The organism is Pseudorhodoferax sp. Leaf267 (genome assembly GCF_001422405.1).
Lineage (GTDB): Bacteria > Pseudomonadota > Gammaproteobacteria > Burkholderiales > Burkholderiaceae_C > Pseudorhodoferax.
In genome coordinates, this window is record NZ_LMMV01000025.1 from 281,768 (window position 1) to 305,208 (window position 23,441).

The 23,441-nt window shown below is 70.8% G+C and carries 23 protein-coding genes; 9 read left to right on the plus strand and 14 right to left on the minus strand.

Annotated elements, in window-relative coordinates; genetic code table 11:
• Positions 1-3: 3 nt before the first annotated feature.
• From ASF43_RS26455 to ASF43_RS26470, 4 genes are all read right to left on the minus strand, one after another.
• Positions 4-813 (minus strand): DUF72 domain-containing protein, encoded by an 810-nt coding sequence (locus tag ASF43_RS26455; RefSeq protein WP_056188139.1) that lies wholly within the window; start codon positions 811-813, stop codon positions 4-6.
• A 259-nt stretch (positions 814-1,072) separates the two neighbouring features.
• Positions 1,073-2,053: a tripartite tricarboxylate transporter substrate-binding protein gene (locus tag ASF43_RS26460; protein ID WP_056188141.1), complete on the minus strand. Its 981-nt coding sequence runs from the start codon at positions 2,051-2,053 to the stop codon at positions 1,073-1,075.
• Entirely contained in the window at positions 2,050-2,925 is an 876-nt protein-coding gene (gene nadC, locus ASF43_RS26465) for a carboxylating nicotinate-nucleotide diphosphorylase (protein WP_056188144.1), read from the minus strand. Before nadC ends, ASF43_RS26460 begins: the two co-directional genes overlap by 4 nt.
• A gap of 111 nt (positions 2,926-3,036) precedes the next feature.
• Entirely contained in the window at positions 3,037-3,993 is a 957-nt protein-coding gene (locus ASF43_RS26470) for a hypothetical protein (RefSeq protein WP_056188607.1), read from the minus strand.
• Positions 3,994-4,055: 62 nt separating this feature from the next.
• On the opposite strand from ASF43_RS26470, the gene ASF43_RS26475 reads away from it, so the two are divergent.
• From ASF43_RS26475 to ASF43_RS26490, 4 genes are read left to right on the plus strand one after another with little or no spacing between them, the layout of a single operon-like run.
• Entirely contained in the window at positions 4,056-5,015 is a 960-nt protein-coding gene (locus ASF43_RS26475; protein ID WP_056188146.1) for a tripartite tricarboxylate transporter substrate binding protein, read from the plus strand.
• 22 nt (positions 5,016-5,037) lie between these two features.
• The gene (gene purT, locus ASF43_RS26480) at positions 5,038-6,249 is read left to right on the plus strand and encodes a formate-dependent phosphoribosylglycinamide formyltransferase (RefSeq protein WP_056188149.1); all 1,212 of its coding nucleotides are present in this window, start codon (positions 5,038-5,040) and stop codon (positions 6,247-6,249) included.
• 48 nt (positions 6,250-6,297) lie between these two features.
• Positions 6,298-7,401 carry a mechanosensitive ion channel family protein gene (locus ASF43_RS26485; RefSeq protein ID WP_056188152.1) on the plus strand — a complete coding sequence of 368 codons (1,104 nt, stop codon included), beginning with the start codon at positions 6,298-6,300 and terminating at the stop codon, positions 7,399-7,401.
• 49 nt (positions 7,402-7,450) lie between these two features.
• Positions 7,451-9,211 (plus strand): FAD-binding protein, encoded by a 1,761-nt coding sequence (locus tag ASF43_RS26490; RefSeq protein WP_235578375.1) that lies wholly within the window; start codon positions 7,451-7,453, stop codon positions 9,209-9,211.
• A gap of 1 nt (position 9,212) precedes the next feature.
• Here ASF43_RS26490 and ASF43_RS26495 read toward each other — a convergent pair whose 3' ends face one another.
• The gene (locus ASF43_RS26495; RefSeq protein WP_056188156.1) at positions 9,213-10,106 is read right to left on the minus strand and encodes a LysR family transcriptional regulator; all 894 of its coding nucleotides are present in this window, start codon (positions 10,104-10,106) and stop codon (positions 9,213-9,215) included.
• A 97-nt stretch (positions 10,107-10,203) separates the two neighbouring features.
• Between ASF43_RS26495 and ASF43_RS26500 the strand changes: the two genes are divergently transcribed.
• Both ASF43_RS26500 and ASF43_RS26505 read left to right on the plus strand, forming a co-directional pair.
• Entirely contained in the window at positions 10,204-11,367 is a 1,164-nt protein-coding gene (locus ASF43_RS26500; RefSeq protein ID WP_056188160.1) for a mandelate racemase/muconate lactonizing enzyme family protein, read from the plus strand.
• A gap of 22 nt (positions 11,368-11,389) precedes the next feature.
• Positions 11,390-12,457, plus strand: a complete 1,068-nt coding sequence (locus ASF43_RS26505; protein WP_056188162.1) for an alpha/beta fold hydrolase — start codon at positions 11,390-11,392, stop codon at positions 12,455-12,457.
• A 6-nt stretch (positions 12,458-12,463) separates the two neighbouring features.
• On the opposite strand, the gene ASF43_RS26510 is transcribed toward ASF43_RS26505, so the two are convergent.
• Genes ASF43_RS26510 through ASF43_RS26520 form a run of 3 tightly spaced genes read right to left on the minus strand, consistent with a single transcriptional unit; the run spans position 12,464 to position 15,573 of the window.
• Positions 12,464-12,865 carry a phage holin family protein gene (locus ASF43_RS26510; protein ID WP_056188165.1) on the minus strand — a complete coding sequence of 134 codons (402 nt, stop codon included), beginning with the start codon at positions 12,863-12,865 and terminating at the stop codon, positions 12,464-12,466.
• A gap of 36 nt (positions 12,866-12,901) precedes the next feature.
• Complete coding sequence (locus ASF43_RS26515; protein WP_056188167.1) at positions 12,902-14,065, minus strand: GGDEF domain-containing protein; 1,164 nt, start codon at positions 14,063-14,065, stop codon at positions 12,902-12,904.
• Between the two features lie 11 nt (positions 14,066-14,076).
• Entirely contained in the window at positions 14,077-15,573 is a 1,497-nt protein-coding gene (locus ASF43_RS26520) for an AMP nucleosidase (RefSeq protein ID WP_056188170.1), read from the minus strand.
• Positions 15,574-15,666: 93 nt separating this feature from the next.
• Between ASF43_RS26520 and ASF43_RS26525 the strand changes: the two genes are divergently transcribed.
• Complete coding sequence (locus ASF43_RS26525; protein WP_056188173.1) at positions 15,667-16,416, plus strand: enoyl-CoA hydratase/isomerase family protein; 750 nt, start codon at positions 15,667-15,669, stop codon at positions 16,414-16,416.
• Here ASF43_RS26525 and gorA read toward each other — a convergent pair.
• Positions 16,413-17,780, minus strand: coding sequence for a glutathione-disulfide reductase (gene gorA, locus ASF43_RS26530; RefSeq protein ID WP_056188176.1), 1,368 nt, complete (start codon positions 17,778-17,780; stop codon positions 16,413-16,415). The two genes, ASF43_RS26525 and gorA, sit on opposite strands and share 4 nt — an antisense overlap.
• A gap of 96 nt (positions 17,781-17,876) precedes the next feature.
• Here gorA and ASF43_RS26535 point away from each other — a divergent pair, with 96 nt between their 5' ends.
• Entirely contained in the window at positions 17,877-18,602 is a 726-nt protein-coding gene (locus tag ASF43_RS26535) for a sulfite exporter TauE/SafE family protein (protein ID WP_200932616.1), read from the plus strand.
• Here ASF43_RS26535 and ASF43_RS26540 read toward each other — a convergent pair.
• Positions 18,599-19,516, minus strand: coding sequence for a LysR family transcriptional regulator (locus ASF43_RS26540; RefSeq protein ID WP_235578376.1), 918 nt, complete (start codon positions 19,514-19,516; stop codon positions 18,599-18,601). The genes ASF43_RS26535 and ASF43_RS26540 overlap by 4 nt on opposite strands.
• A 106-nt stretch (positions 19,517-19,622) precedes the next feature.
• Between ASF43_RS26540 and ASF43_RS26545 the strand changes: the two genes are divergently transcribed.
• Positions 19,623-20,540, plus strand: coding sequence for a pyridoxamine 5'-phosphate oxidase family protein (locus ASF43_RS26545; RefSeq protein ID WP_056188179.1), 918 nt, complete (start codon positions 19,623-19,625; stop codon positions 20,538-20,540).
• 17 nt (positions 20,541-20,557) lie between these two features.
• Here ASF43_RS26545 and ASF43_RS26550 read toward each other — a convergent pair whose 3' ends face one another.
• From ASF43_RS26550 to ASF43_RS26565, 4 genes are read right to left on the minus strand one after another with little or no spacing between them, the layout of a single operon-like run.
• Entirely contained in the window at positions 20,558-20,992 is a 435-nt protein-coding gene (locus tag ASF43_RS26550) for a TA system VapC family ribonuclease toxin (RefSeq protein WP_056188182.1), read from the minus strand.
• Complete coding sequence (locus ASF43_RS26555; RefSeq protein WP_056188185.1) at positions 20,982-21,218, minus strand: hypothetical protein; 237 nt, start codon at positions 21,216-21,218, stop codon at positions 20,982-20,984. The genes ASF43_RS26550 and ASF43_RS26555 overlap by 11 nt, the downstream gene beginning before the upstream one ends.
• 60 nt (positions 21,219-21,278) lie before the next feature.
• Entirely contained in the window at positions 21,279-21,836 is a 558-nt protein-coding gene (locus ASF43_RS26560; RefSeq protein ID WP_056188188.1) for a hypothetical protein, read from the minus strand.
• The gene (locus ASF43_RS26565) at positions 21,836-23,383 is read right to left on the minus strand and encodes a class I adenylate-forming enzyme family protein (protein ID WP_056188619.1); all 1,548 of its coding nucleotides are present in this window, start codon (positions 23,381-23,383) and stop codon (positions 21,836-21,838) included. Before ASF43_RS26565 ends, ASF43_RS26560 begins: the two co-directional genes overlap by 1 nt.
• Positions 23,384-23,441: the final 58 nt, after the last annotated feature.

The window sequence follows — 23,441 nt, forward strand, 5'->3', positions numbered from 1 at the left end:
CAGTCAGCCAGTGCGCAGGCGCGCGATCAAGGCCTGCGCCGCCGCCGGTGCCCGCTCCTTCGCCCCGTTGATGAAGTACACGAACACATCACGCGCCGCGCCGCTGTCGTGGGCCGGCTCCACCAACGGCGCGCCGGCCGGCGTGGCGCCACGCGCCCAGTCGCGCGCGACGTCGGCCCAGCGCGCCAGCGTCTCGGCCTCGTAGCCCGTCGCGCAATCCGGCTGGCTCTGCATCAGCCGCGCGTAGACGAAGTCGCCCGTCACGTCGGCGAAGCTCGGAAACTTGTCCGAGTCCGCGAACACGGTCGCGCAGCCGTAGCGCCGCGCCAGGGCCAGGTAGGCCGGCACCATGAAGCTGGCGTGCCGCACGTCCAGCACATGGCGCAGCGCCAGGCCGTCTACGGCCTTGGGCAGCAGTTCCAGGAAAGCACCGAAGTCCACCGGGTCGAATTGCTTGGTCGGCGCGAACTGCCAGACGAGGGGGCCGAGCTTCTGGCCCAACTCCGACAGCCCGCTCTCCACGAAGCGCTGGATCGAGTCGCCGGCTTCGGCCAGCACGCGCCGGTTCGTCGCGAAGCGGTTGGCCTTGAGCGAGAACACGAAGTCGTCCGGCGTCTCGTCGCGCCAGCGCGCGAAGCTCTTGGGTGACTGCGTGCTGTAGTAGGTGCCGTTGACCTCGATGGCCGTCACGGCGCGGCTGGCGAAATGCAGCTCCTGCGTGTGCGGCAGGCCGGCCGGGAAGAAGTTGTCGCGCCAGGGCTCGAAGGTCCAGCCGCCGATGCCGACGCGGATGCGCTGAGTCGAATCCACCATGCCTGATCCCCCGTGCTGCGATGGCCCGCAGCATAGCGGGCATCGGCGCCTGGAGCGGGCGCGCCGCAGGCTGGCGCCAGACCCTGCCGCACCCCATGCCCGTCGCCGGGCGCGACATGGCTTTCGTACCCGGCCCTGCGCCGTGCTCCCTCTGCGCCGTGTCGCCGCCCTGCCGGGCGCACGCCACGACGGCCCCTTCCACATCCAGCGCATCGACCCCTCACCGTCCACCACAAGGGCCGCGACCGCGCGCGGCTGTTCACTCCAGCCGCAGCCCGCGCTGTGCGGTGATCGTGCCAAAGCGCCGCAGGTCGCGCGCCACCAGCGCCTGGAACGCGGCGGGGCTGGCCTGCTCGCCGCGCGTGAGCGTGTAGCCCAGCTGCCGCAGGTTGGTCTGCAACTCGCCACCGGCCAGGGCCGTGGCCAGTGTGCGGTTCAGCAGCGCGATGACGGCCGCCGGCGTGCCGGCCGGTGCCAGCAGCCCGTGCCACTGGTCCAGCTCGTAGCCGGCCACGCCTTGCTCGGCAACCGTGGGCACGTCCGGCAACTGCGCCGTGCGTGCCGGCGAGGTGATGCCCAGTGCGCGCAGCTTGCCGGCCGCCAGCAGGGGCGCGGCGCTGCTGGCCGTCACGATGCCCAGGCCCACCTGGCCGGACACCACGTCCACCAGCGCCGGGCCGCAGCCCTTGTAGGGCACCTGGGCCAGCGGCGCCCGCGCCGCCAGGAAGAGCATCTCGCCGGCCAGGTGCTGCGGCGTGCCGGCGCCGCAGGACGCGAAGAAGACCGGCTGCGCCGCGCCGCGCGTGGCGGCCAGCAGGTCGGCCAGCTGGTGCCAGGGCGAGGTGGTCGGCACCACCAGCACCGAAGGCACGAAGCCCACGTTGATGACGGCTGCGAAGTCGCGCGAGGGCGAGAAGTCCAGCGCCCCGAACACGCCCGGGTTGATCGCGAACGAGCTGTTGACCATCAGCAGCGTGTGGCCGTCTGGCGCGGCCTTGGCCACCTGGCTCGCGCCGATGTTGCCGCTGGCGCCGGCGCGGTTTTCCACCACCACGGCCTGGCCCAGCTGCTGCTGCAGCACCTGGCCCAGCTTGCGCGCCAGCAGGTCGGTGCCGCCGCCGGGCGGGAAGGTCACGACGATGGTGATGGGCTTGGTCGGGTAGTGCGGGTCTTCGGCCTGCGCGGGAAGCGCCAGCAGGGCGGCCAGGAGCAACGCGAAGAGCGCATGCAGGCGTTTCATGCCAGGGTGTCCAGTCCGATGTCCAGCACGGCGGCGCTGTGCGTGATCCAGCCGATCGCGATCTGGTCCACGCCGGTCTCGGCGATGCCGGGCGCCGTCTCGGCCGTCACGCGGCCCGAGGCCTCCAGCACGGCGCGGCCGGCGGTCATGGACACGGCCTCGCGCAAGGTCGGCAGGTCCATGTTGTCCAGCAGCACGATGGGCACCTGCAGGTCCAGTGCCTCGCGCAGCTGCGCCAGCGTGTCGACCTCGACCTCGATCTGCACCATGTGGCCGATGGCCGCGCGCGCGCGCTCGACGGCGTTGCGCAGGCCACCGGCGATGGCGACGTGGTTGTCCTTGATCAGCACGGCGTCGTCCAGCCCGAAGCGGTGGTTGCTGCCGCCGCCTACGCGTGCCGCGTATTTCTGCACCGCGCGCAGCCCCGGCATGGTCTTGCGCGTGCAGGTCACGCGGGCCTTGGTGTGGGCGATGGCGTCCGCGATGCGCGCCGTGGCGCTGGCCACGCCCGACAGATGGCCCAGGAAGTTCAGCGCCGTGCGCTCGGCCGTCAGCATGGCGCGGGCCGGGCCGGCCAGCGTGGCGATCACGTCCCCGGGCTTCAGCCGTGCGCCGTCGCGCAGCCTGGCGTTCCAGACGATGGACGGGTCGATGAGCTCGAACGCCAGCCGGGCCAGCTCCAGCCCGGCCAGCACGCCGCCCTGGCGCGCGGCCAGTTGCAGGCGGCTCTGCGCCTCGGCCGGCACCACCGCCTGGCTCGTGATGTCGCCGGCACGGCCCAGGTCTTCGAGCAGGGTGGCGCGCACCAGCGGCTCCAGCATCACGCGGGGCAAGGGGGCGGGCGGCTCTCGGGTGTCGTTGGCGTTGGGCATGGGCGATGTGCTCAAGCTGAGCATATGGGCGTCAAAAAAACGCAGAGGCCGTATTTATACTTTTTTTGAGCATAAGTAGGGCGCGCTATTTGTATCTTGTGTGACAGCCGTTCAGCGTGACAGCGGCAGCTTGCTGCCCGAGATCGCGCGCTCCAGCAGCAGGTCCTCGCGGAAGCGGAACAGCTGGGCCGGCCGGCCCGACGCGCCCTGCGTGAGCTGCCCGGTTTCCTCGACCAGCGCCTGCTGCTCGACCAGGCGGCGGAAGTTCTGCTTGTGCAGCGCGCGCCCGGCCAGCGCCTCGATGGTCTGCTGCAACTGCAGCAGCGTGAAGGCCTCGGGCATCAGCTCGAACACCACCGGCCGGTACTTGATCTTGGCGCGTAGCCGCGCCATGCCGGTGGCCAGGATGCGGCGGTAGTCCAGCCGCATCGGGGCACCCGTGCGCGCGGCCACGGCCTTGCGCTGCGCCGCGGGCAAGCCGCGCGACGCGGCCGGGCCGCGCTGCGCCTCGGGCACCAGGCCGGCCTCGTGCAGCAGCTCGTAGCGCTGCAGCACGAAGTCTTCGTTCCAGGGCGCTCCGTGCAGGCCGAAGGCCGTGTCCACGCGCAGGCGGCGCTGGCTGGCGTCGGCGCCGGCGCCTGCCGCGCACCAGGCGATCAGCGCCGGTGCAATGTGCTCGGCCAGCACGGCCGCGGCCGCAGGCGAGCGCTGGTCTTCCCAGGGGAAGTGGTGGTACCAGTCGCGCCAGCCCACGGCCTGCTGCGGCGCCGGCACCTGGGCCTCGCGCGTGAGGCCCAGGTAGCTGACCGAGATGACGCGGCGCGCGTCCTCGCGCGCACGGTCGCGGTCGGCGAAGGTGTAGAGCTGCTCGATGTAGCCGATGGGGTGGTGCGTCTGCGCCTCGATCCAGGCGCGCATGCCGGTCTGCAGCGAGCGGTGGTCCACCTCCAGGGGGCCGCTGGGCAGGGCGTGGCCGTCGTGCGTGCTCAGGAAGCGCGCCTGGCCGCCGGTGACGGCGACCAGCACGGCGACCAGTTCGGCGGTGATGGTGTCGGAGGGGGCGGCCAAGTGGGTGGAGGTCAGCAAGAGCCAGCGATTATGCTGACAGGGTTTTTGTTGGAGACACGCGCATGAAACCCCGCCACCTGGCCGCCATGGCCCTTGCCCTGCTGGCCGCATCGGCCCAAGCCGCCTTCCCTGAAAAACCCATCCGCGTCGTCATCGGCTTCCCGGCCGGTGGCCCGCTCGACCAGCACGCGCGCCTGCTGGCCGAGAAGCTGCAGGCCGTGCTGGGCCAGCCCATCGTGGTCGACTACAAGTCCGGCGCGGGCGGCACTGTCGGTGCGCAGGACGTCATGAAGGCCGCGCCCGACGGCTACACGCTGATGCTGGCCAACACCGGTGTGATGGTCATCAACCCCGCGCTGTACAGCCGCCTGCCCTACGGCACGCTCAAGGACTTCACGCCGATCGCGCGCACGGCCATGCAGCCGCTGGCGCTGCTGGTCACGCCCAAGCTGCCCGTGAACTCGCTCAAGGAGTTCACCGACTACGCCAAGGCGCGGCCGGGCCAGATCAACTACGGCTCGGCCGGCAACGGCGGCATCAGCCACCTGGTGCCCGAGATGTTCAAGAACAGCACCGGCCTGTTCATGGTCCACATCCCCTACCGCGGCAGCGCGCCCGCGTTCACCGACCTGATGGCCGGCCAGGTGCAGTTCATGGCCGAGTCCATTCCCCAGGCGGCCAACTACCACAAGCAGGGCAAGGTGCGCGCGCTGGCCGTGACCAGCCGCGCGCGCAACCCGGCGCTGCCCGACGTGCCCACCGTCATCGAGTCCGGCTTCAAGGGCTTCGAGGTCGTGGGCTTCTACGGCTTCCTGGCGCCGGCCGGCCTGCCCAAGGACGTGACGGCCAAGCTCAGCGACGCCTTCGGCCAGGTGCTGAACGACCCGGACATCAAGACCCGCATGGTCGCGCAGGGCGCGGACCCGGCCTTCCTGGGCAGCGAGGAGTTCGGCAGGTTCCTGGCGGCCGAGACGCCGCGCTGGGCCGCGGCCGTGAAGGCCTCCGGTGCGAAACTCGATTGATCCTTTTGCGCAGGCCATCGCCATGACCACTCTCGGCACCCCGTTGTCCCCCCACGCCACGCGCGTCATGCTGCTGGGCTCCGGCGAGCTCGGCAAGGAGGTGCTGATCGCGCTGCAGCGCCTGGGCGTGGAGACCATCGCGGTGGACCGCTACGAGAACGCGCCCGGCCACCAGGTCGCGCACCGTGCCCACACCATCGTGATGAGCGACCCCGAGCAGCTCAAGGCGCTGATCGCGCAGGAACAGCCCGACTGGGTCGTGCCCGAGATCGAGGCCATCGCCACGCCCGTGCTGGAAGAGCTGGAGGCCGCCGGCACCGTGCGCGTGGTGCCCACGGCCCGGGCCGCGCGCCTGACCATGGACCGCGAAGGCATCCGCCGCCTGGCCGCCGAGACGCTGGGCCTGCCGACCAGCCCCTACAAGTTCTGCGACTCCTTCGAAGAGCTGCAGGCCGCCATCGACGCCGTGAACGGTGGAATCGGCTACCCCTGCATCGTCAAGCCCGTCATGAGCAGCTCGGGCAAGGGCCAGAGCAAGATCGACGGCCCGGCCGACGTGCAGCGGGCCTGGGACTACGCCATGGCCGGCGGCCGTGTCAGCCATGGCCGCGTGATCGTCGAGGGCTTCATCGACTTCGACTACGAGATCACGCTGCTCACCGTGCGCGCCCGCGCCGCCGACGGCAGCGTGCAGACCCATTTCTGCGACCCGATCGGCCACGTACAGGTCAGCGGTGACTATGTGGAAAGCTGGCAGCCGCACCCCATGCACCCGGCCGCGCTGGAACGCGCGCGCCAGATCGCCAAGGCCGTGACCGAAGACCTGGGCGGCCAGGGCCTGTTCGGCGTGGAACTGTTCGTCAAGGGCGAGCAGGTCTGGTTCAGCGAGGTCAGCCCGCGCCCGCACGACACCGGCATGGTGACCATGGCCACGCAGTGGCAGAACGAGTTCGAGCTGCATGCGCGCGCCATCCTGGGCCTGCCGGTGGACACCACACTGAACACGCCCGGCGCCAGCGCCGTGGTCTATGGCGGCGTCGATGCGCAGGGCATCGTGTTCGACGGGGTGGACGCGGCACTCCGCGTGCCCGGCACCGAGATCCGACTGTTCGGCAAGCCCGAGAGTTTCGTGAAGCGCCGCATGGGCGTGCTGCTCGCGCGCCATGCCGACGTGGAGCAGGCGCGCGTGAATGCCAAGCGGGCTGCGGCGCTGGTGCAGCCGCGCACCGCCTGATTTCTCGCCCGGCGCGGGTGCTTTGCGGCCATCGCTAGGATGGCCCCGATGGAAACACAGTGGAATGCCCTCATCGCGTGGGCCGATGTGGCCGTGCTGCGCCTGGCCGTGGCGGCCACCGTGGCCATCGTCCTGGCCTGGATCGCCCACCGCGCCGCCGTGCTGGTGCTGACGCGCGTCACGCGCGGCATGCCAGTGGCGGGCACGGTGGTGCGCTTCCTGCGGCCCGCGGCGCGCTGGTGGCTGATGTTCGTGGCGCTGCAGCTGGTGTGGCAGGGCGCGCCCGACACCATCTTGGCGATCGACAGCATCCGTCACCTCAACAGCGTGCTGCTGCTGGCCTGCCTGAGCTGGATGGGCATCCGTGCGGTGGCCGGCGTGGCCCAGGGGGTGATCGACCAGTACCCGCTCAACGTGGTGGACAACCTGAACGCGCGCCGCATCCACACGCAGGCCCGCGTGCTGTCGCGCACGGTCATGGTCGTCATCGGCCTGGCCGGCATGGCGCTGATGCTGATGACCTTTCCCGGTGCGCGCCAGTTCGGCACCAGCCTGCTGGCCTCGGCCGGCGTGGTGGGCCTGGTGGTCGGCATGGCCGCGCAGCCGGTGTTCGGCAACATGATCGCGGGGCTGCAGCTGGCATTGGCCCAACCCATCCGGCTCGACGACGTGCTGATCGTGGACGGCGAGTGGGGCCGCGTGGAATCGATCACGGGCACCTACGTGGTGCTGGCCATCTGGGACCAGCGCCGGCTCATCATTCCGCTGCGCTGGTTCATCGAGAACCCGTTCCAGAACTGGACGCGCACCAGCTCGGAGATCATCGGCACCGTGTTCCTGTGGACCGACTACCGCATCCCCATGGCGCCGCTACGCGCCGAGTGCCAGCGGCTGTGCGAGGCTTCGCCCGAGTGGGATGGCCGCCTGTGCAAGCTGCAGGTCACCGAGGCGGGCGAGCACAGCATGCAGCTGCGCCTGCTGGCCACCGCCAGCGATTCGGGCAAGGCCTGGGACCTGCGCTGCTTCGTGCGCGAGGGCCTGATCGCGTTCATCGCCAGGGAGTACCCGCAGTACCTGCCGGTCACGCGGGCCGAGCTGCGCGGCGAGCTGGCCACGCCGGCCGACATGCTGCCGGCCATGGCGCCCGGTTGACCAGCGGCAGGCAGCGCTATGCTGCCCGGTCCCCACCACCGCCCGCCGCATGATGGACCCTGACCACCGCCACCGTATCGCCCGCAGGCGCGTGCTGGCGCTGGCGGCGCTGCCGTTCTCCACGGCCGCCGCGCCGCACGTGCGCCCCGGCCAGTCCAGCTGGCCCGATGCCGCCGCCTGGGAGGCATTGCGCGCCCGCACCGGCGACGCGCTGCAGGCCGTCGCCTCGCCCTGGCCGGCCTGCCGCGCAGACCCCGCCTCGCCGGCGTGCGCCGCGTTGTTCGCGCGGCCGCAGAACCCCTATGCCATCGGAGACGACGTGGCGCGCACGCAGACCTACGGCTGGGTTGACGCCTGGACCTCCGAGCCGCCGGCCTACGCGCTGTCGGCACGTGGCGCGGCCGACGTGGCCGCGGCCGTGGGCTTCGCGCGCACGCACCGGCTGCGGCTGGTCGTGCGCGGCGGCGGCCACAGCTACAAGGGCCAGTCGAATGCGGCCGATGCGCTGCTGGTCTGGACGCGCCGGCTGCGCAGCGCGCAGCTGCACGAGGCCTTCGTGCCGGCCGGCTGCGACCAGGCCCCGCGGCGCGCCGTGTCGCTGGGCGCCGGCGTGCTCTGGAACCAGGCCTACGACCTCGTGACCACGCGCGGCGGCGGCTATGTGCAGGGCGGCGGCTGCATGACGGTGGGGGTGCCGGGCCTGGTGCAGATGGGCGGCTTCGGCAGCTTCAGCAAGGCCTATGGCCTGGCCGCGTCCAGCCTGCTGGAGGCCGAGCTGGTCACGGCCGACGGCCAGTTGCGCACCGTGAACGCCTGCAGCGAGCCCGAGCTGTTCTGGGCGCTCAAGGGCGGCGGCGCCGGCTTCGGCATCGTCACGCGCATGACGCTGGCCGTGCATGCGCTGCCCGAGCGCTTCGGCGCCGTCAACTTCACGCTGCGCGCGGCCTCCGACGCGGCCTTCCGCCGGCTCATCGACCTCGTGCTGGCGTTCTGCGCGCAGCACCTCGTCAACCCGCACTGGGGCGAGCAGATCCGGCTGCGCCGCGGCAATGTGCTGCAGGTGGCCATGGTGTTCCAGGGCCTGGACCGGGCGCAGGCCCAGGCCGTGTGGGCGCCGTTCTTCGCGGCCGTGGACGCAACCGGCGCCGACTGCGCGCTGGACTTCTCGCTGCTGCGCTTCGTGAGCGTGCCGGCGCAAGAGTTCTGGGCGCCCAGCCTGGCCAAGCGCGCGCTGGGCCTGGTGGCGCGCGACGAGCGGCCCGGCGCGCCGGAGACCAACCTGTTCTGGCCCGGCGACCAGGCCCAGGCCGGCCAGGTGCTGCATGCCTACCAGTCGGGCTGGCTGGACGCCGCGCTGCTGCAGCCCGGCGCGCGCGCAGCGCTGGCGGAAGGCCTGTACGCAGCCACGCGCCATGCCGGCGTCTCGCTGCACCTGAACAAGGGCCTGGCCGGCGCCACTGATGCGGTGCTGGCGGCCGCGCGCGAGACGGCCGTGCACCCGGCCGCGCTGACGGCTTTCGCGCTGCTGATCTGTGGCGCCGAGCAGGGCCCGGCCTACCCCGGCGTGCCGGGCCACGCGCCCGACGTGGCGCTCGCGCGCAGCCGCCGCGCGGCGCTGGCCGGCGCACTGCAGGCGCTGCGCGCACAGGTGCCGGTGCCGGCCGCCTATGTGGCCGAGAGCGATTATTTCGAGGACGACTGGCCGCAGCGCTACTGGGGCCCGCACTACGCGCGGCTGCTGGCGGTCAAGCGGCGCGTGGACCCGGGCGGCCTGTTCACGCACCACCACGGCGTGGGCAGCCAGGGCTGAATCACTTCGCCGCCGCGCGCAGGCTGTCCAGCAGCAGCCGCGCGGCCGGCGCCAACGCCTTCAGGTCGCGCACGGCCAGCACGAAGCGGCGCCGCGCCCAGGTGTCGGTCAGGGGCCGCACCACCAGTTCCAGCGGTTGCTCGAACAGCCGGGCCTCCTCGCGCGGCACGATGGCCAGCGCCAGCTGCGCCGCCACGATGCGGCAGGCCGCGTCCACCGTGGCGACCTGGATGCGCGTGCGCAGCGGCTGGCTGGCGATGGCAGCCTGGCGCTGCTGCGTGGTTTTCATGATGCTGCGCCCCAGGATGTCCACGTGCTCGTGCGCCAGCGTGTCGGCAAAGCGCAGGCTCTTGCGCGCGGCCAGCGGGTGCGTGGGGTGCAGCACCACGGCCAGTCGGTCCTGCTGGTAGGCGAAGCGCTGCAGCCGGCCCAGGTCCACCGCGTTCCAGCACACGCCGATGTCGGCCCGGCCTTCCTCCACGCCGCGCACCACCTCCCAGATCTCGCGCTCCTCCATGCTCACGCGCACCTGCTCGTACTGGCGCGCGAAGCGGCCCACGTCCTCGGGCAGGAACTGGGCCAGCGCCGACATGCTGGCGAACACGCGCACATGGCCTTGCACGCCCTCGGCATAGGCCGTCAGCTCGGCCTGCATGCGGTCCAGCAGCTGCAGGGCTTCGCGCGCGTAGCGCCACAGCGTCTCGCCGGCCGGCGTTGCGGCCACGCCGCGCCGGCCGCGCGCCAGCAGCGGCGTGCCGGCCTGGGCCTCCATCTGCGCGATGCGCTTGCTGACGGCCGAGGGCACGATGGCCTCGCGCTGCGCGGCCAGCGCGATGTTGCGCTCCTCGCAGACGGCGACGAACAGGCGCAGGGAAGTGGGGTCGAAGGCGTGCATGCCATCTCCGAATGGAATCTCAACGAAGAAACAATACCACTTCAGAGATGTGTGGATGCTTCCTAAGATCGCGGCACACCCACCCAAGGAGCTCACCATGCGCATCGTCAACATCCTCGAACGTACCGCCCCCATCGCCTCGCCGATCGCCAACGCCTTCATCGACTTCTCCAAGATGACCCTGAGCCTGGTCGCCGTGGTGACCGACGTGGTGCGCGATGGCAGGCCCGTGGTCGGCTACGGCTTCAACTCCAACGGCCGCTACGGCCAGGGCGGGCTGATCCGCGAACGCTTCGCACCGCGCCTGCTGGAGGCCGCACCCGACAGCCTGCGCGACGCCGACCGCGACAACCTGGACCCGCACAAGGTCTGGGCCACCATGTTCAAGAACGAAAAGCCGGGCGGCCACGGCGAGCGCTCGGTGGCCATGGGCACCATCGACATGGCGGTCTGGGACGCCGTGGCCAAGATCGAGCGCAAGCCGCTGTTCCGCCTGCTGGCCGAGCGCCAGGGCACGCAGGCCGACCCGCGCGTGTTCGTCTATGCGGCCGGCGGCTACTACTACCCCGGCAAGGGCCTGGACGGCCTGAAGGCGGAGATGCAGAGCTACCTGGACCGGGGCTACACGGTCGTCAAGATGAAGATCGGCGGCGCGCCGCTGGCCGAGGACTGCCAGCGCATCGAGGCCGTGTTGAGCATGCTGCCACCCGGCTGCCAGCTCGCGGTGGACGCCAACGGCCGCTTCGATCTACCTACTGCCATCGCCTACGCCAAGGCGCTGCGCGCGTACCCGCTGTTCTGGTACGAGGAGGCCGGCGACCCACTGGACTACGAGCTGCAGGCGCGCCTGGCCGAGCACTACGACAAGCCCATGGCTACGGGCGAGAACCTGTTCTCCATGCAGGACGCGCGCAACCTGATCCGCCACGGCGGCATGCGGCCGGACCGCGACTGGCTGCAGTTCGATTGCGCGCTGAGCTACGGCCTCGTGGAGTACCTGCGCACGCTGGACATGCTCCAGCAGTACGGCTGGTCGTGGCGCCGCTGCATCCCGCACGGCGGCCACCAGATGTCGCTGAACATCGCGGCCGGCCTGGGCCTGGGGGGCAACGAGTCCTACCCCGACCTGTTCCAGCCCTACGGCGGCTTCCCCGACGGCGTGCGCGTGGAGGCGGGCCACATCACAATGCCGGAGCTGCCGGGCATCGGCTTCGAGGGCAAATCCGATCTGTACGCGGAGATGCAATCCCTGGCAGCCTGAACCACAACACCAGGAGACACCCATGCGCATTCCTCTTCTCGCAGCAGCCTTCGGGCTGCAGATCGCCCTGGCAGGCGCGGCGTCGGCTGCCGACTACCCGGCGCCGCAGACGAAGGAATGGGTGGTGCGCGACTTTCGCTTCCACACCGGCGAAGTGCTGCCGCAGCTCAAGCTGGGCTACACCACGGTGGGCGACCCCCGGGGCGAACCCGTGGTGGTGCTGCACGGCACGGCCGGATCGGGCGAGCGCATGCTGACGCCGGCCTTCGCGGGCGAGCTGTTCGGCCCCGGCCAGCCGCTCGATGCCCGCAAGTACTTCATCATCCTGCCCGACGCGATCGGCGCCGGCGCGTCCAGCAAGCCGTCCGACGGCATGCGCATGGCATTCCCGAGATACAACTACGACGACATGGTGCAGGCCCAGTACCGCCTGGTGCGCGAGCACCTGGGCCTGGCCCATGTGCGCATGGTGCTCGGCAATTCCATGGGCGGCATGCAGGTCTGGATGTGGGCGCAGAAGTACCCAGGCTACATGGACATCGCCGTGCCCATGGCCTCGGTGCCCGCTGCCATGTCGGGGCGCAACTGGATGATGCGGCGCCTGCTGATCGAGGCGATCAAGCGCGACCCGGCGTGGGCCAATGGCCTGTACACCGAGCAGCCGGCCGGCTTCAAGTTTGCGCTGGCGCACTTCGGCATGGCCACCAGCGGCGGCACGCAAAAGCTGCAGTACGAGGCGCCCACGCGCGCGCAGGCCGACGCGCTGGTCGACCGGCAACTGGCCGCACCCACCATCGGCGACGCCAACGACCACCTGTACCAGTGGGACGCCTCGCGCGACTACGACGCCAGTGGCCAGCTCGATCGCATCCAGGCCACGGTGCTGGCCATCAACTCGGCCGACGACGAGCGCAACCTGCCCGAGCTGGGCCTGCTGGAGCAGGGCATGCAGTGCGTGAAGAACGGCCGCATCCTGCTGATCCCGGCCAGCGCGCAGACCAGCGGGCATGGCACGACCGGGCAGGCCCGGTGGTGGAAGGATGGGCTGGCCGAGGTGCTGCGCAGCACGCCGGCCGGCGCTGCGCGCTGAGTCGCGCTACAGCCAGGTGCCGCCCTGCGGCATCTGGATCTGCGTGGCCGGGTCGCTGCCGCCCACGAACGAGCCGATCACGATGCTCAGCAGCGAGACGAACAGGCTGGCGAAGACGGCCGTCCAGAAGCCCGAGATCCGAAAGCCGCGCACCAGCGCCGCGACCAGCAGGATCACGAGCGCGTTGATGACCAGCAGGAACAGGCCGAAAGTCAGCAGCGTGAGCGGCAGGGTCAGCACGATGAGCAGCGGCTTGACGATGGCGTTCGCGAAGCCCAGCAGCAGCGCCGACACGGCCAGCGCGCCCTTGCTGTCGAAGGTGAGCCCTTTGAAGATGTGGCTGGCGACCCAGAGCGCCAGCGCGGTGATGGCCCAGTGGACGAGGAACGGAGTGAAGGGCTCGAGCATGCGCGGCATGCTATCAGCCGGGCCCGCAGCCTGCGGTCACACCACCGTATCGCCCGCGCCGCTCTGGCCCATCAGCAGCTTGGCGCGGCCCTCGCGCTTGGCCTGGTACAGCGCGGCATCGGCGCGCGCCATGAGGCCGGCAAGCGTGGTGTCCTGCGTGCTCAGGGCGGCCACGCCGGCGCTGTAGTCCAGCGCGAAGCCGAGCTTGGCCTTCACCTGCTGCTGCAGCCGCGCGCGCAGCCGCTGGTCGAAGCCGCTCGCGGTGTGGAGCTTGGCATTGGGCAGCAGCACGCAGAACTCCTCGCCACCCAGGCGGCCGACCAGGTCGCCGGTGCGCCGCGTCTCGCCCAGCATCTCGGCGAACAGCACGAGCGCCTTGTCGCCGCCGTCGTGGCCGTGGCGGTCGTTGACCTGCTTGAAGTGGTCCAGGTCCAGCATCAGCACGGTCAGCGGGTGGTGGTAGCGCTTGGCGTTGGCGAACAACGCCTCGGCGCGCTCGGTGAAACCGCGGCGGTTCGGCAGGCCGGTCAGGCTGTCCGTGTTGGCGATGGTGCGCAGCCGGTGGTCGGCCTCGTCGCGCCAGGCCACCAGCAGCGCCACCGTGCCCAGCACCACGGCGATGTTGGTCGCCAGCGCGGCCGCGATGTTGACCGGGTTGGGCGCCAGAAAGGTCGGGTAGAAGCTCGTGAAGAAGGCGCCCAGCAGGCCGCGCGCGGCCGTCAGCACGGCCATGCTGGCGAAGCAGGCCAGCAGCACCAGCCGCCAGTGGCGCCCGGCGTTGCGGCGCGCGAGCAGCGTGGCGCGCGCCAGCAGCACCAGCATCGCGGCCAGCAGGAAGTTGGACCAGCCCACGCGCACCGCGTAGCTCGAGAACGTCAGCGCATAGCCCACGGGCACGAGCACGGCCAGCACGACGATCGCCCGCTCGCCGGGCCGCGGGCCCAGCCAGCCGCCCAGTGCCCGGTGCAGCATCACCAGGCTGGCCGACAGGCTGCCCATGGACAGCACCGACAGCACGAACGAGTTCGCGTACTCGGAGGCCGTCAGCATCGCCCAGCCCAGGGTCAGCAGCAGCAGGCCGGCCTGCATGGCACGGGCGGCCGGCGTGAGGCTGCGCCCCATGATCAGCGGCAACACGACGGAGATGCCCAGCAGGTTGGCCATCGCCACGGTCATCATCGAGAGGGTGTCGATCTCCACAGGCTCGCGGGCTACTGGAACGCGACTTCAGCAAAGCTGCGCAGCTTGCGGCTGTGCAGCTGGTCGATGCCCTGGGCGCGCAGCAGCTCCACCGCGCGGATGCCGATGCGCAGGTGCTGGTCCACGCGCTCGCGGTAGAAGTGGTTGGCCATGCCCGGCAGCTTGATCTCGCCGTGCAGCGGCTTGTCGGAGACACACAGCAAGGTGCCGTAGGGCACGCGGAAGCGAAAGCCATTGGCCGCGATGGTGGCGCTCTCCATGTCCAGCGCCACGGCCCGGCTCTGGCTGAAGCGCAGCTGGGGCTTGTTGTCCGGCAGCAGCTCCCAGTTGCGGTTGTCGGTGCTGGCCACGGTGCCGGTGCGCAGCACGCCCTTGAGCTCGGGGCCTTCGAGCTGGGTGACGTCGCGCACGGCTTTTTCGAGCGCGACCTGGATCTCGGCCAGCGCGGGGATCGGCACCCACAGCGGCAGCTCTTCGTCCAGCACATGGTCCTCGCGCACATAGCCGTGGGCCAGCACGTAGTCGCCCAGCTGCTGCGTGTTGCGCAGGCCGGCGCAGTGGCCCAGCATGATCCAGGCGTGTGGGCGCAGCACGGCGATGTGGTCGGTGATGTTCTTGGCGTTGGCCGGGCCCACGCCGATGTTCACCATGGTGATGCCCGTGTGGTCGGCGCGCAGCAGATGGTAGGCCGGCATCTGCGGCAGGCGCGGGGGCAGGGCGCCCAGCGCGTCGATGTCCTGCGGCGGCAGGTCCTTGCGGCGCGTGACCACGTTGCCCGGTTCCACGAACGCGATGTACTCGCTGTTCTCGTCGGCCATGGCCTCGTGGCCCATGCGCACGAACTCGTCGATGTAGAACTGGTAGTTGGTGAACAGCACGAAGTTCTGGAACCACTCGGGCGCCGTGCCCGTGTAGTGGCGCAGCCGGTGCAGCGAGTAGTCCACACGCGGTGCGGTGAAGAGCGACAGGGGCTGCGGCTCGCCCGGGCTGGGGTTGTAGGTGCCGTTGGCGATGCCGTCGTCCATGGCGGCCAGGTCCGGCAGATCGAACACGTCGCGCATCAGCCGGCGGCGCTCGGCGCTCAGGTTGCCCTCCACATGGTCGTGCTCGCTGAACGAGAAATGCACGGGGATGGGCTGCGTGCTGGTGCCCACCTCCAGCGGCACCTTGTGGTTCTGCAGCAGCAGGCGGAACTGCTCCAGGTAGTAGTTGCCATACAGGTCGGGCCGCGTCAGCGTGGTCTCGAAGCGGCCGGCGCCGGCCACGAAGCCGTAGGCCAGGCGGTCCAGTTCCTCCTCGGCCGTGGCACGCGACAGGGTCTCGGTATGCACCCGCACGAACGGATAGCAGGCGCGTACATGGCCCGGTGGCGTGTCGCCGGCCACGAAATGCTGCATGGCATCGCGCAGGTGGTCGATCTGCTGGTTGTAGATGAAGCGCACCTGCTGCAGTGCGGCGGCCGGGTCGGTGTAGAAGGTCGGTGCGATGAAGGGCGGCAGGTAGGGCATGCGAGGATTGTGCAATGCCCGTGCCAGGCAGCGCGGGCCGGGGGCTGCCGCCCGAGCGCTTATATTGCCCCGTTCACCTCCCCGTTGCACCCCATGACCCCTGAGCTCCGCATCGCCGGCACGATCGCCACCATCACCCTGCAGCGGCCTACCGCCGCCAACAAGCTGGCGCCCGAAGACCTGCCCGTGCTGCGCGCGCACGTGGCCGCCGTCAACGCTTCCGAGCAGGTGCTGGTGCTGCAGCTGCGCAGCACGGGCAAGCACTTCTGCGCGGGCTACGACATCGCCGAGGTGGGCGGCAGCCAGGCAGAGGGCACGGGCTTCGGCGACATGGTCGATGCGCTGGAAGACTGCCGCGCCGTGACGGTGGCCGTGCTGCACGGCGGCATCTATGGCGGCGCGACCGACATGGCCCTGGCCTGCGACTTCCGCATCGGCTCGCCGGCGGTCGAGATGTTCATGCCGGCCGCGCGGCTGGGCCTGCACTTCTACGCCAGCGGCATGCAGCGCTACGTCACGCGCCTGGGCGTGGACGTGGCCAAGCGCCTGTTCCTGGCCGGCGACAAGCTCGATGCGGGCGCCATGCAGGCCTGCGGCTTCCTCACGCACCTGGTCAGCGCCGACGAGCTGGAGCCGCAGACCCAGGCGCTGTGCGAGCGGCTGGGCACGATGGCGCCGCTGGCGCTGCTGGGCATGAAGCGTCACCTGAACCAGATGGCGCGTGGCCAGATGGACGCGCAGAGCGTGCGCGCAGCCGTGCTGCAGACCCTGGCCTCCAGCGACCTGCAGGAAGGCGCGCTGGCCTGGAAGGAAAAGCGCGCGCCGCGTTTCACGGGGCGCTAATCGACCGCCGGCTCGCGCAGCGTCACGAACTCTTCGGCCGCCGTGGGGTGGATGCCGATGGTGCTGTCGAACAGCGCCTTGGTCGCGCCCGCGCGCAGCGCCACGGCGAAGCCCTGCAGGATCTCGCCGGCGTCCATGCCCACCATGTGCACGCCCACCACGCGGTCGGTCTCGGCATCGACCACCAGCTTCATGAGCGTGCGCTCGCTGCTACCCGACAGCGTGTGCTTGAGCGGCTTGAACTCGGTGCGGAAGATGGTCACGTCGCCGAACTTGCGGCGCGCCGCCTCCTCGGTGTAGCCCACGGTGCCCACCGGCGGGTGCGTGAACACGGCGGTGGGGATGTTCTCGTACGAAACGCTGCGCGCCGGCTTGCCCGGCAGCGGGCCGAACAGGTGGTCCACCAGCGCCATGGCCTCGGCCGTGGCCACGGGCGTGAGCGGCATGTCGGTGGACACGTCACCCAGCGCAAAGACCGACGGCACGCTGCTGCGGTAGTGCGCATCGACCGCGACCGCGCCGTCCTCGTCCAGTTGCACGCCGAGTGCCTCCAGGCCGATGTTGGCGGTGTTGGGCCGCCGCCCGGTGGCGAACAGCACGGCGTCGGCGTCCAGCAGCGCGCCGTCGGCCAGCGTCAGGTGCAGCCCCTTGGCCTGGCGCACGATGCGCTCGACCTGCGCGTTGAGCTGCAGATCGATGCCGGTCTTGCCCATCTCGGAGGCCAGAAAGCGGCTGATGTCCTCGTCGAACGCCGACAGGATGCGGCCGCCGCGTTGCAGCTGCGTGACCTGCGCGCCGAGCCCGCGGAAGATGGACGCGAACTCGCAGGCGATGTAGCCGCCGCCCACCACGACCAGGCGCTTGGGGAACGGGTCCAGGTCGAACATCTGGTCCGAGCTGATGGCCAGCTCGGCACCCGCGATGTCGGGCATGAAGGGCGTGCCGCCGGTGGCGATGAGGATGTGCTGGGCGCGCAGGCGCCGCTCGCCGACCTGCACGGTGTGCGGGTCCGCCAGTTGGCCCCAGCCCGCCACGATCTCTGCGCCCGCGCCCTTGAGCAGGTCGCGGTAGATGCCGTTCAGCCGCGTGATCTCCCTGGCGCGGTTGGCCTTGAGCGTGGCCCAGTCGAAGCGCGGCGCCTCCACCTGCCAGCCGAAGCCCGCGGCCTCCTCGAAGGCCTCTGCGTAGTGGGCGGCGTAGCTGTAGAGCTTCTTGGGGATGCAGCCCACGTTCACGCAGGTGCCGCCCAGCGCGGCCGCCTCCACCACGGCCACCCGGGCGCCGCGCTGGGCCGCCATGCGCGCGGCGCGCACGCCGCCGCTGCCGCCACCGAGCACCACCAGGTCGAAATCGAATCGGTCCATCTTGTGTCTTTCTTGGGATGTGATCGCCCCACGCATGATCGCGCGGTTCAGGGCCGCCGGCCAGCCGCGGGCACAATGCCGCGCGATCGGTGGGTGATGCTGGAATTCGCGCTCGTTCTGCTGTTGGGATTGGTGGCCGGCACGGTGGGCGGCATCGTGGGCTTCGGCTCGTCCATCATGCTGATGCCGGCCCTGGTGCTGGTGTTCGGCCCGCGCGAGGCCGTGCCCATCATGGCGATGGCCGCGCTGATGGCCAACGCCGCGCGCGTCGTGGTCTGGTGGCGCGCGATCGACTGGCGCGCCGCCGCCGTCTATGCGGCCACGGGCGTGCCGGCCGCCGCGCTCGGTGCGCGCACGTTGCTGGCGCTGCCGGTCGGCGTGGTGGAGGCCGTGCTGGGGCTGTTCTTCATCGCCATGATCCCGCTGCGGCGCTGGCTGGCGCGGCGGCAGCTGCGGCTGCAGCTGTGGCAGCTGGCGCTGGTGGGGGCAGGCATCGGTTTTTTGACCGGCATCGTGGTGAGCACCGGGCCCGTCAACACGCCGTTCTTCCTGGCCTATGGCCTGGTCAAGGGCGCGTTCCTGGGCACGGAGGCGCTCGGCTCGCTGGCCGTGTACGCGGCCAAGGCGCTGACCTTCCGCAGCCTGGGCGCCCTGCCGGTGGACGCCATCGCCAAAGGGCTGATCGTCGGCAGCTCGCTGACGGCCGGCGCGTTCCTGGCCAAGCGCGTGGTGCTGGCGCTGGACGCATCGAAGTTCCGGCTGTTGATGGACGCGCTGCTGCTGGTGGCCGGCGCCACGATGCTCTGGGCGGCCTGGCGCTAACGGGCCGTCGATCCCGCATCGAACGCCTGCAGCGCCTCGCGCATCCAGTCGAGGAACACGCGGGCGCGGCGCGGCAGCAGCCGGGCGTGCGGGTAGACCAGGTGGATGGGCTGCGGCGGCGGTTCGAAGTCCCGCAGCACGATCTGCAGCTTCCTGCGCCGCACGTACTCGGCCACTTGGTAAGAGTAGAAGTTGCCGAAGCCCGCGCCCGCGGCGCAGGCGTCGATGGCCGGGCCGATCTCGCTGAATTCCAGCTGGCCGCTGACCTCCACGCGCAGGCTGCGCTTGCCGTCCGCGAACGGCCCCCAGCCCGGCGCATGGCCGCTCACGCGCACGCAGGGCAGCTGCCGCAGCGCGGTCGGGTGCTGCGGCGTGCCGTGCGTGCGCAGCAGGCCGGGGTGGGCCACCACGTGGCGGTGGATCTGGCCCATGCGCCGGGCCACGAGGCTGGAGTCGGCCAGCGCACCGATGCGCACGCCCACGTCCACGTTCTCCTCCAGCAGGTTCACCACGCGGTCGGCCAGCAGCAATCGGCACTGCATCTGCGGATGGGCCTGCGCGAAGCGCGTCACGGCGGGCGCCACATGCAGCTGGCCGAACAGCACGGGCGCGGTGATGGTCAGCAGGCCGGCCGGCTCGGTGGCCTCGGCGAGCAGCGCAGCCTCGGCATCGGCGATGGCCGCCAGGATCTGGCGGCAGCTCTCCAGGTGGCGCCGGCCCTCGTCCGTCAGTGCGATGCGGCGCGTGGTGCGGTTGAACAGACGCACCTGCAGATGCGCCTCGTAGGCCGCGAGCATGCGCACCACGGCGGGCAGGGAGCTGTCCAGCGCCTGGGCCGCTGCCGTGAGGCTGCCGGCGTCGGCGATCTGCACGAAGGTCTGCATGGCGCGCACGGTGTCCATGGCGCGCAGCATAGCCAATTGCTCCGGAAAGTGGATCAGTCCACTGCGCTGTGGCCCATTTATGTTCGCAGGCCTGATCAACACAATCGTGGCTCGTACTTCCACCAGGGACCCCGCCATGCCTGACATCCCCACCGCCGACCACGACCCAGTGTTCCATGCCGGCGAGCGCGCCCTGCAGACGCGCGCCGGCTCGCGCGAGTGGCTGGCGCAGGTGGGCGCGCGCATCATGCGCAACGAGATGCCCGAGCAGCACCGCGCCTTCTTCGCCGAGCTGCCGTTCCTCGTGGTGGGCACCGTGGACGCCGCCTGCCAGCCCTGGGCCTCGCTGCTGGCCGGGCCACCCGGCTTCCTGCGCTCACCGGACGCCCGGCACCTGGACGTGGCGGCTGCGCCGCTGTGGGGCGACGTGCTGCACGACACGCTGGCGCAAGGCGCGCCGATCGGCCTGCTCGGGATCGCCCCACACACCCGCCGGCGCAACCGCATGAACGGCACGGTGCACGGTCTGCGGCCGGATGGCTTCACGGTGGAGGTGGGGCAAAGCTTCGGCAACTGCCCCAAGTACATGCAGCCGCGCGAGGCGCGCTACGTGGAGAGCCTGCCGCCATCGCCACGCCTGGTGCGGGCCGACCGGCTGGACGAGGCAGGCCGGCGCATCGTGGCCCAGGCCGACACCTTCTTCATCGCCACGGCCGCCAGCGGCGCGCATGCGGCAGGCGGCGTGGACGTATCGCACCGGGGCGGCGCACCGGGCTTCGTGCGCGTGCAGCCGGACGGCAGCCTGCTGGTGCCGGACTACCCGGGCAACCAGTTCTTCAACACGCTGGGCAACCTGCACCTGGATCCGCGCGCCGGCCTGCTGTTCGTCGATGTCGAGACGGGCGCGCTGCTGCAGTTGGCCGTGACGGCGGAGCTGCTGTGGGCCGATGCGGCGTCGTTCGCGGCCACGGGCATCGAGCGCGCGCTGCATCTGCGGGTGCGTGCGCAGCGGTTGATCGAGGGGGCGTTGCCGCTGCAGTGGCGGTCGGTGTGAGGTGCGGCCTCAGGCCGTCACGGCGTTAGCCGGGTGAACTGCGAGCGCGGCAGCAAGCGCCTGAAGTCCGCATCGAAGCTGACCAGGTGCTCGCCCTGCTGCAGGACCGCCGCCGCCAGCCACGCATCTGGAATCTGGTTGGCCGCCAGTGGCTTGGTTGCGCAGAGTTCACGCAGCACCGGCCATTCCGCGCCGAGCGCGGGTTGCTCCACGCCCGGCATGGCCTTGAGTGCGTCGATGAAGCGCAACGCCTCATCGGTTGGCGTTGGTTGCACAAAGATCCTGGAGTGGGTGACCAGGCGCAGGAAGCTTGCCACCACCATGGCCTGCACGCGCAAAGGCCGCCCCTGACCGGCGGCGGCGATGGCTTCGTCCAGCCAGGCGCGCGCCTTCTCGTAGTGCGGGTGATCGCTGCGCGACGCGGCCACTAGCACATTGACGTCAGGCGTCATCCGCCGCGTCCAGCAGGGCCTTGTTGCTGCGACCGTCCAAGCCGGCCACCAACCCGCCCTTGCCCCGGTACACCGGAAGCGCCTGGGGCTTGCGCGCGCGGCTCTGTGCCTTCAAGCGCAACTGCAGGCTTTCTTCGATCAGGCGGGTGAGGCTGATGCGCTGCTGCGCGGCCAAAGCCTTGGCTTCGGTGAACAGGGTGTCGTTGAGGTCGAGCGTGGTCTTCATGGCTTGCAGTCCTGTCATGAATGTACAGATTTCTGTATTTTAGGCCTGGAGCTTGAAACTTCAACCAAACCTGCGCAACCCCCGCCCCGGCGACCACACCCAGGCCGACTGCTGCGGGTCGCCGAAGAACTCCGGCCGGCGCCACAGCCACACCATCGCAAAGTGCGCAGCGCTGGCGTAGTGCGTGAGCCAGACCTCGGCGCTTGCCAGCACCTGCGGCCAGGGCGTGGCCAGGTGGTCGGACCAGGCGAGCAGCTCCAGGTCGTGCGCGGCCACGCCGCTGTACAGGCCGGCCTCGGCCTTCTTGAACTTGCGCGAGAACGCATCGACCGAGGCCTCGTTCGGCGGCAGCCGCGCGGGCGGCGCATCGGCCGGCGGCAGGCGCGGGGTCTGGCGCGCCAGCACCTGGCTGTCCTGCTCGGTCAGGCGCACGAGCTCGAAGGCCAGCGGCTCGTCGCTCTCGGTGGAGCGGGCCAGGATGTCGGGCTCGCGCGCATTCGGGTCTCCGCTCACGAGCGAATGCAGGTCGATGTCGGCACGGTAGCGCTGCGCGAACTCACGGAAGATCGCGCGCTCCAGCTGGGCCTTGTGCTGGTCGCGCACAGGGCCGCCGGCCATCAGGCGGTGGGCGCCACCCAGCGGTCGCGCAGTTCGCGTTTGAGGATCTTGCCGATGGCGCTGCGCGGCAGGCTGTCCACCAGCACGAGCTGGGACAGGCGCTGCGTCTTGCCCACGCGCTCGTTGAGCCAGTCCTTCAACGCGCCGGCCTCCACGGGCTCGCCCTCGCGCGCGACGACGAAGGCCACGGGCGTCTCGCCCCAGGCCTCGGATGGCACGCCCACCACGGCGGCCTCCAGCACGGCCGGGTGCTCGCGCAGCAGGCCTTCGAGGTCGCTCGGGTAGATGTTGAAGCCGCCCGAGATGATCATGTCCTTCTTGCGGTCGAACAGGATCAAAAAGCCGTCGGCATCGAAGCGGCCGATGTCGCCCGTGCGGATGAAGCGCTTGCCGCTGGGGTCGAACCACTCGGCCTCGCGCGTTTTGTCGTCCTTGCGGTGGTAGCCGGTCATCATGCCGGGCGAGTGGCCCACCACTTCACCGGCCTCGCCCGCGGGCACTTCATGGCCGGCGTCGTCGATCAGGCGGATGTCGCTGGTGGCCGCGGGCCGGCCCACGGTGTGCAGCTTGTCAGGGTTGACGTGGGCTTCGAGGATGCAGCTGCCGCCGCCCTCGGTCATGCCGTAGAACTCGATCAGGCCACCCGGCCAGCGCTGGAGGACCTCGGCCTTCATCGCGGCCGAGAACGGCGCGCTGGTGCAGAACTTGTAGCGAAAGCTCGACAGGTCGAAATCGCCGAAGCCCGGCAGCGCCAGGATGCGCTGGTACTGCACCGGCACCAGCATGGTGTGCGTGACGCGGTGGGCCTGGGCCAGCTTCAGGTATTCGGCTGCGTTGAACTTGGCCATCAGCAGCACCGTGCCGCCGAAGGCCAGCGTCGGGAAGAACAGCACCAGCGTGGTGTTGGAGTACAGCGGCGTGGACAGCAGCGTGACCGTGCCCGGCCCGTATTCGTAGCTCACCCCGCGCTGCACATGCGACCAGCGCATGCCATGCGACTGCACGATGCCCTTGGGCTCGCCGGTGGTGCCCGAGGAATAGATGATGTTGAACGGCGAGGTCGGCGTGACGGTGGCCGGCGCGGGTTTCTGGCCCGCTGGCGCCAACCATTCGGCGAGCGGCTTGCCCACGCCGCTGCCGTCCAGCGCGATGCGCTGCGGGCCCTCGGCCGTCGCCGGGCCCACGCTGTCGCTGCTGGCCGCGTCGGTGAACAGCAGCCTGGCCTGCGCGTTGGCCATCATCTGCGCCAGGCTCTGCGGCGTGACGCCGGGGGCCAGCGGTGCGACCACCACGCCAGCGCGCAGCGCGCCCATGAACACGGTGGCATAGGGCACCGAACTCGCGGCGCAGATGGCGATGGCCTCGCCACTCTGGATGCCGGCCTGCTGCAGCGCCAGGGCCACCTGGTCCATGGCGCGGTCCAGGCCGGCGTAGTCCAGCGATTGCGTGCCGTCCACCAGCGCAACGTGGCCGGGTTGCGCGGCCGCGTGGCGGGCGATCAGGTCGGCCACAAGGCCGAAGGATTGTTGGGCGATGAAGTCGTGCATGGTGGTCGGGGTGGAGGGGTGCCGCAGGATCATAGGCCGCGGATGCGCCGCTACCATT

Excerpts from the sequence above, each read along its gene's own strand:
- ASF43_RS26510 (WP_056188165.1), bottom strand. The coding sequence starts at position 12,865 with ATGCTCGAGCCCTTCACTCCGTTCCTCGTCCACTGGGCCATCACCGCG.
- ASF43_RS26535 (WP_200932616.1), top strand. The coding sequence starts at position 17,877 with ATGCTGGAATTCGCGCTCGTTCTGCTGTTGGGATTGGTGGCCGGCACG.
- ASF43_RS26525 (WP_056188173.1), top strand. The coding sequence starts at position 15,667 with ATGACCCCTGAGCTCCGCATCGCCGGCACGATCGCCACCATCACCCTG.
- ASF43_RS26460 (WP_056188141.1), bottom strand. The coding sequence starts at position 2,053 with ATGAAACGCCTGCATGCGCTCTTCGCGTTGCTCCTGGCCGCCCTGCTG.
- ASF43_RS26560 (WP_056188188.1), bottom strand. The coding sequence starts at position 21,836 with ATGGCCGGCGGCCCTGTGCGCGACCAGCACAAGGCCCAGCTGGAGCGC.
- gorA (WP_056188176.1), bottom strand. The coding sequence starts at position 17,780 with ATGGACCGATTCGATTTCGACCTGGTGGTGCTCGGTGGCGGCAGCGGC.
- ASF43_RS26555 (WP_056188185.1), bottom strand. The coding sequence starts at position 21,218 with ATGAAGACCACGCTCGACCTCAACGACACCCTGTTCACCGAAGCCAAG.
- ASF43_RS26485 (WP_056188152.1), top strand. The coding sequence starts at position 6,298 with ATGGAAACACAGTGGAATGCCCTCATCGCGTGGGCCGATGTGGCCGTG.
- ASF43_RS26545 (WP_056188179.1), top strand. The coding sequence starts at position 19,623 with ATGCCTGACATCCCCACCGCCGACCACGACCCAGTGTTCCATGCCGGC.
- ASF43_RS26495 (WP_056188156.1), bottom strand. The coding sequence starts at position 10,106 with ATGCACGCCTTCGACCCCACTTCCCTGCGCCTGTTCGTCGCCGTCTGC.
- nadC (WP_056188144.1), bottom strand. The coding sequence starts at position 2,925 with ATGCCCAACGCCAACGACACCCGAGAGCCGCCCGCCCCCTTGCCCCGC.
- ASF43_RS26520 (WP_056188170.1), bottom strand. The coding sequence starts at position 15,573 with ATGCCCTACCTGCCGCCCTTCATCGCACCGACCTTCTACACCGACCCG.
- ASF43_RS26505 (WP_056188162.1), top strand. The coding sequence starts at position 11,390 with ATGCGCATTCCTCTTCTCGCAGCAGCCTTCGGGCTGCAGATCGCCCTG.
- ASF43_RS26490 (WP_235578375.1), top strand. The coding sequence starts at position 7,451 with ATGATGGACCCTGACCACCGCCACCGTATCGCCCGCAGGCGCGTGCTG.
- ASF43_RS26550 (WP_056188182.1), bottom strand. The coding sequence starts at position 20,992 with ATGACGCCTGACGTCAATGTGCTAGTGGCCGCGTCGCGCAGCGATCAC.
- ASF43_RS26475 (WP_056188146.1), top strand. The coding sequence starts at position 4,056 with ATGAAACCCCGCCACCTGGCCGCCATGGCCCTTGCCCTGCTGGCCGCA.
- ASF43_RS26540 (WP_235578376.1), bottom strand. The coding sequence starts at position 19,516 with ATGCTGCGCGCCATGGACACCGTGCGCGCCATGCAGACCTTCGTGCAG.
- ASF43_RS26455 (WP_056188139.1), bottom strand. The coding sequence starts at position 813 with ATGGTGGATTCGACTCAGCGCATCCGCGTCGGCATCGGCGGCTGGACC.
- purT (WP_056188149.1), top strand. The coding sequence starts at position 5,038 with ATGACCACTCTCGGCACCCCGTTGTCCCCCCACGCCACGCGCGTCATG.
- ASF43_RS26500 (WP_056188160.1), top strand. The coding sequence starts at position 10,204 with ATGCGCATCGTCAACATCCTCGAACGTACCGCCCCCATCGCCTCGCCG.
- ASF43_RS26565 (WP_056188619.1), bottom strand. The coding sequence starts at position 23,383 with ATGCACGACTTCATCGCCCAACAATCCTTCGGCCTTGTGGCCGACCTG.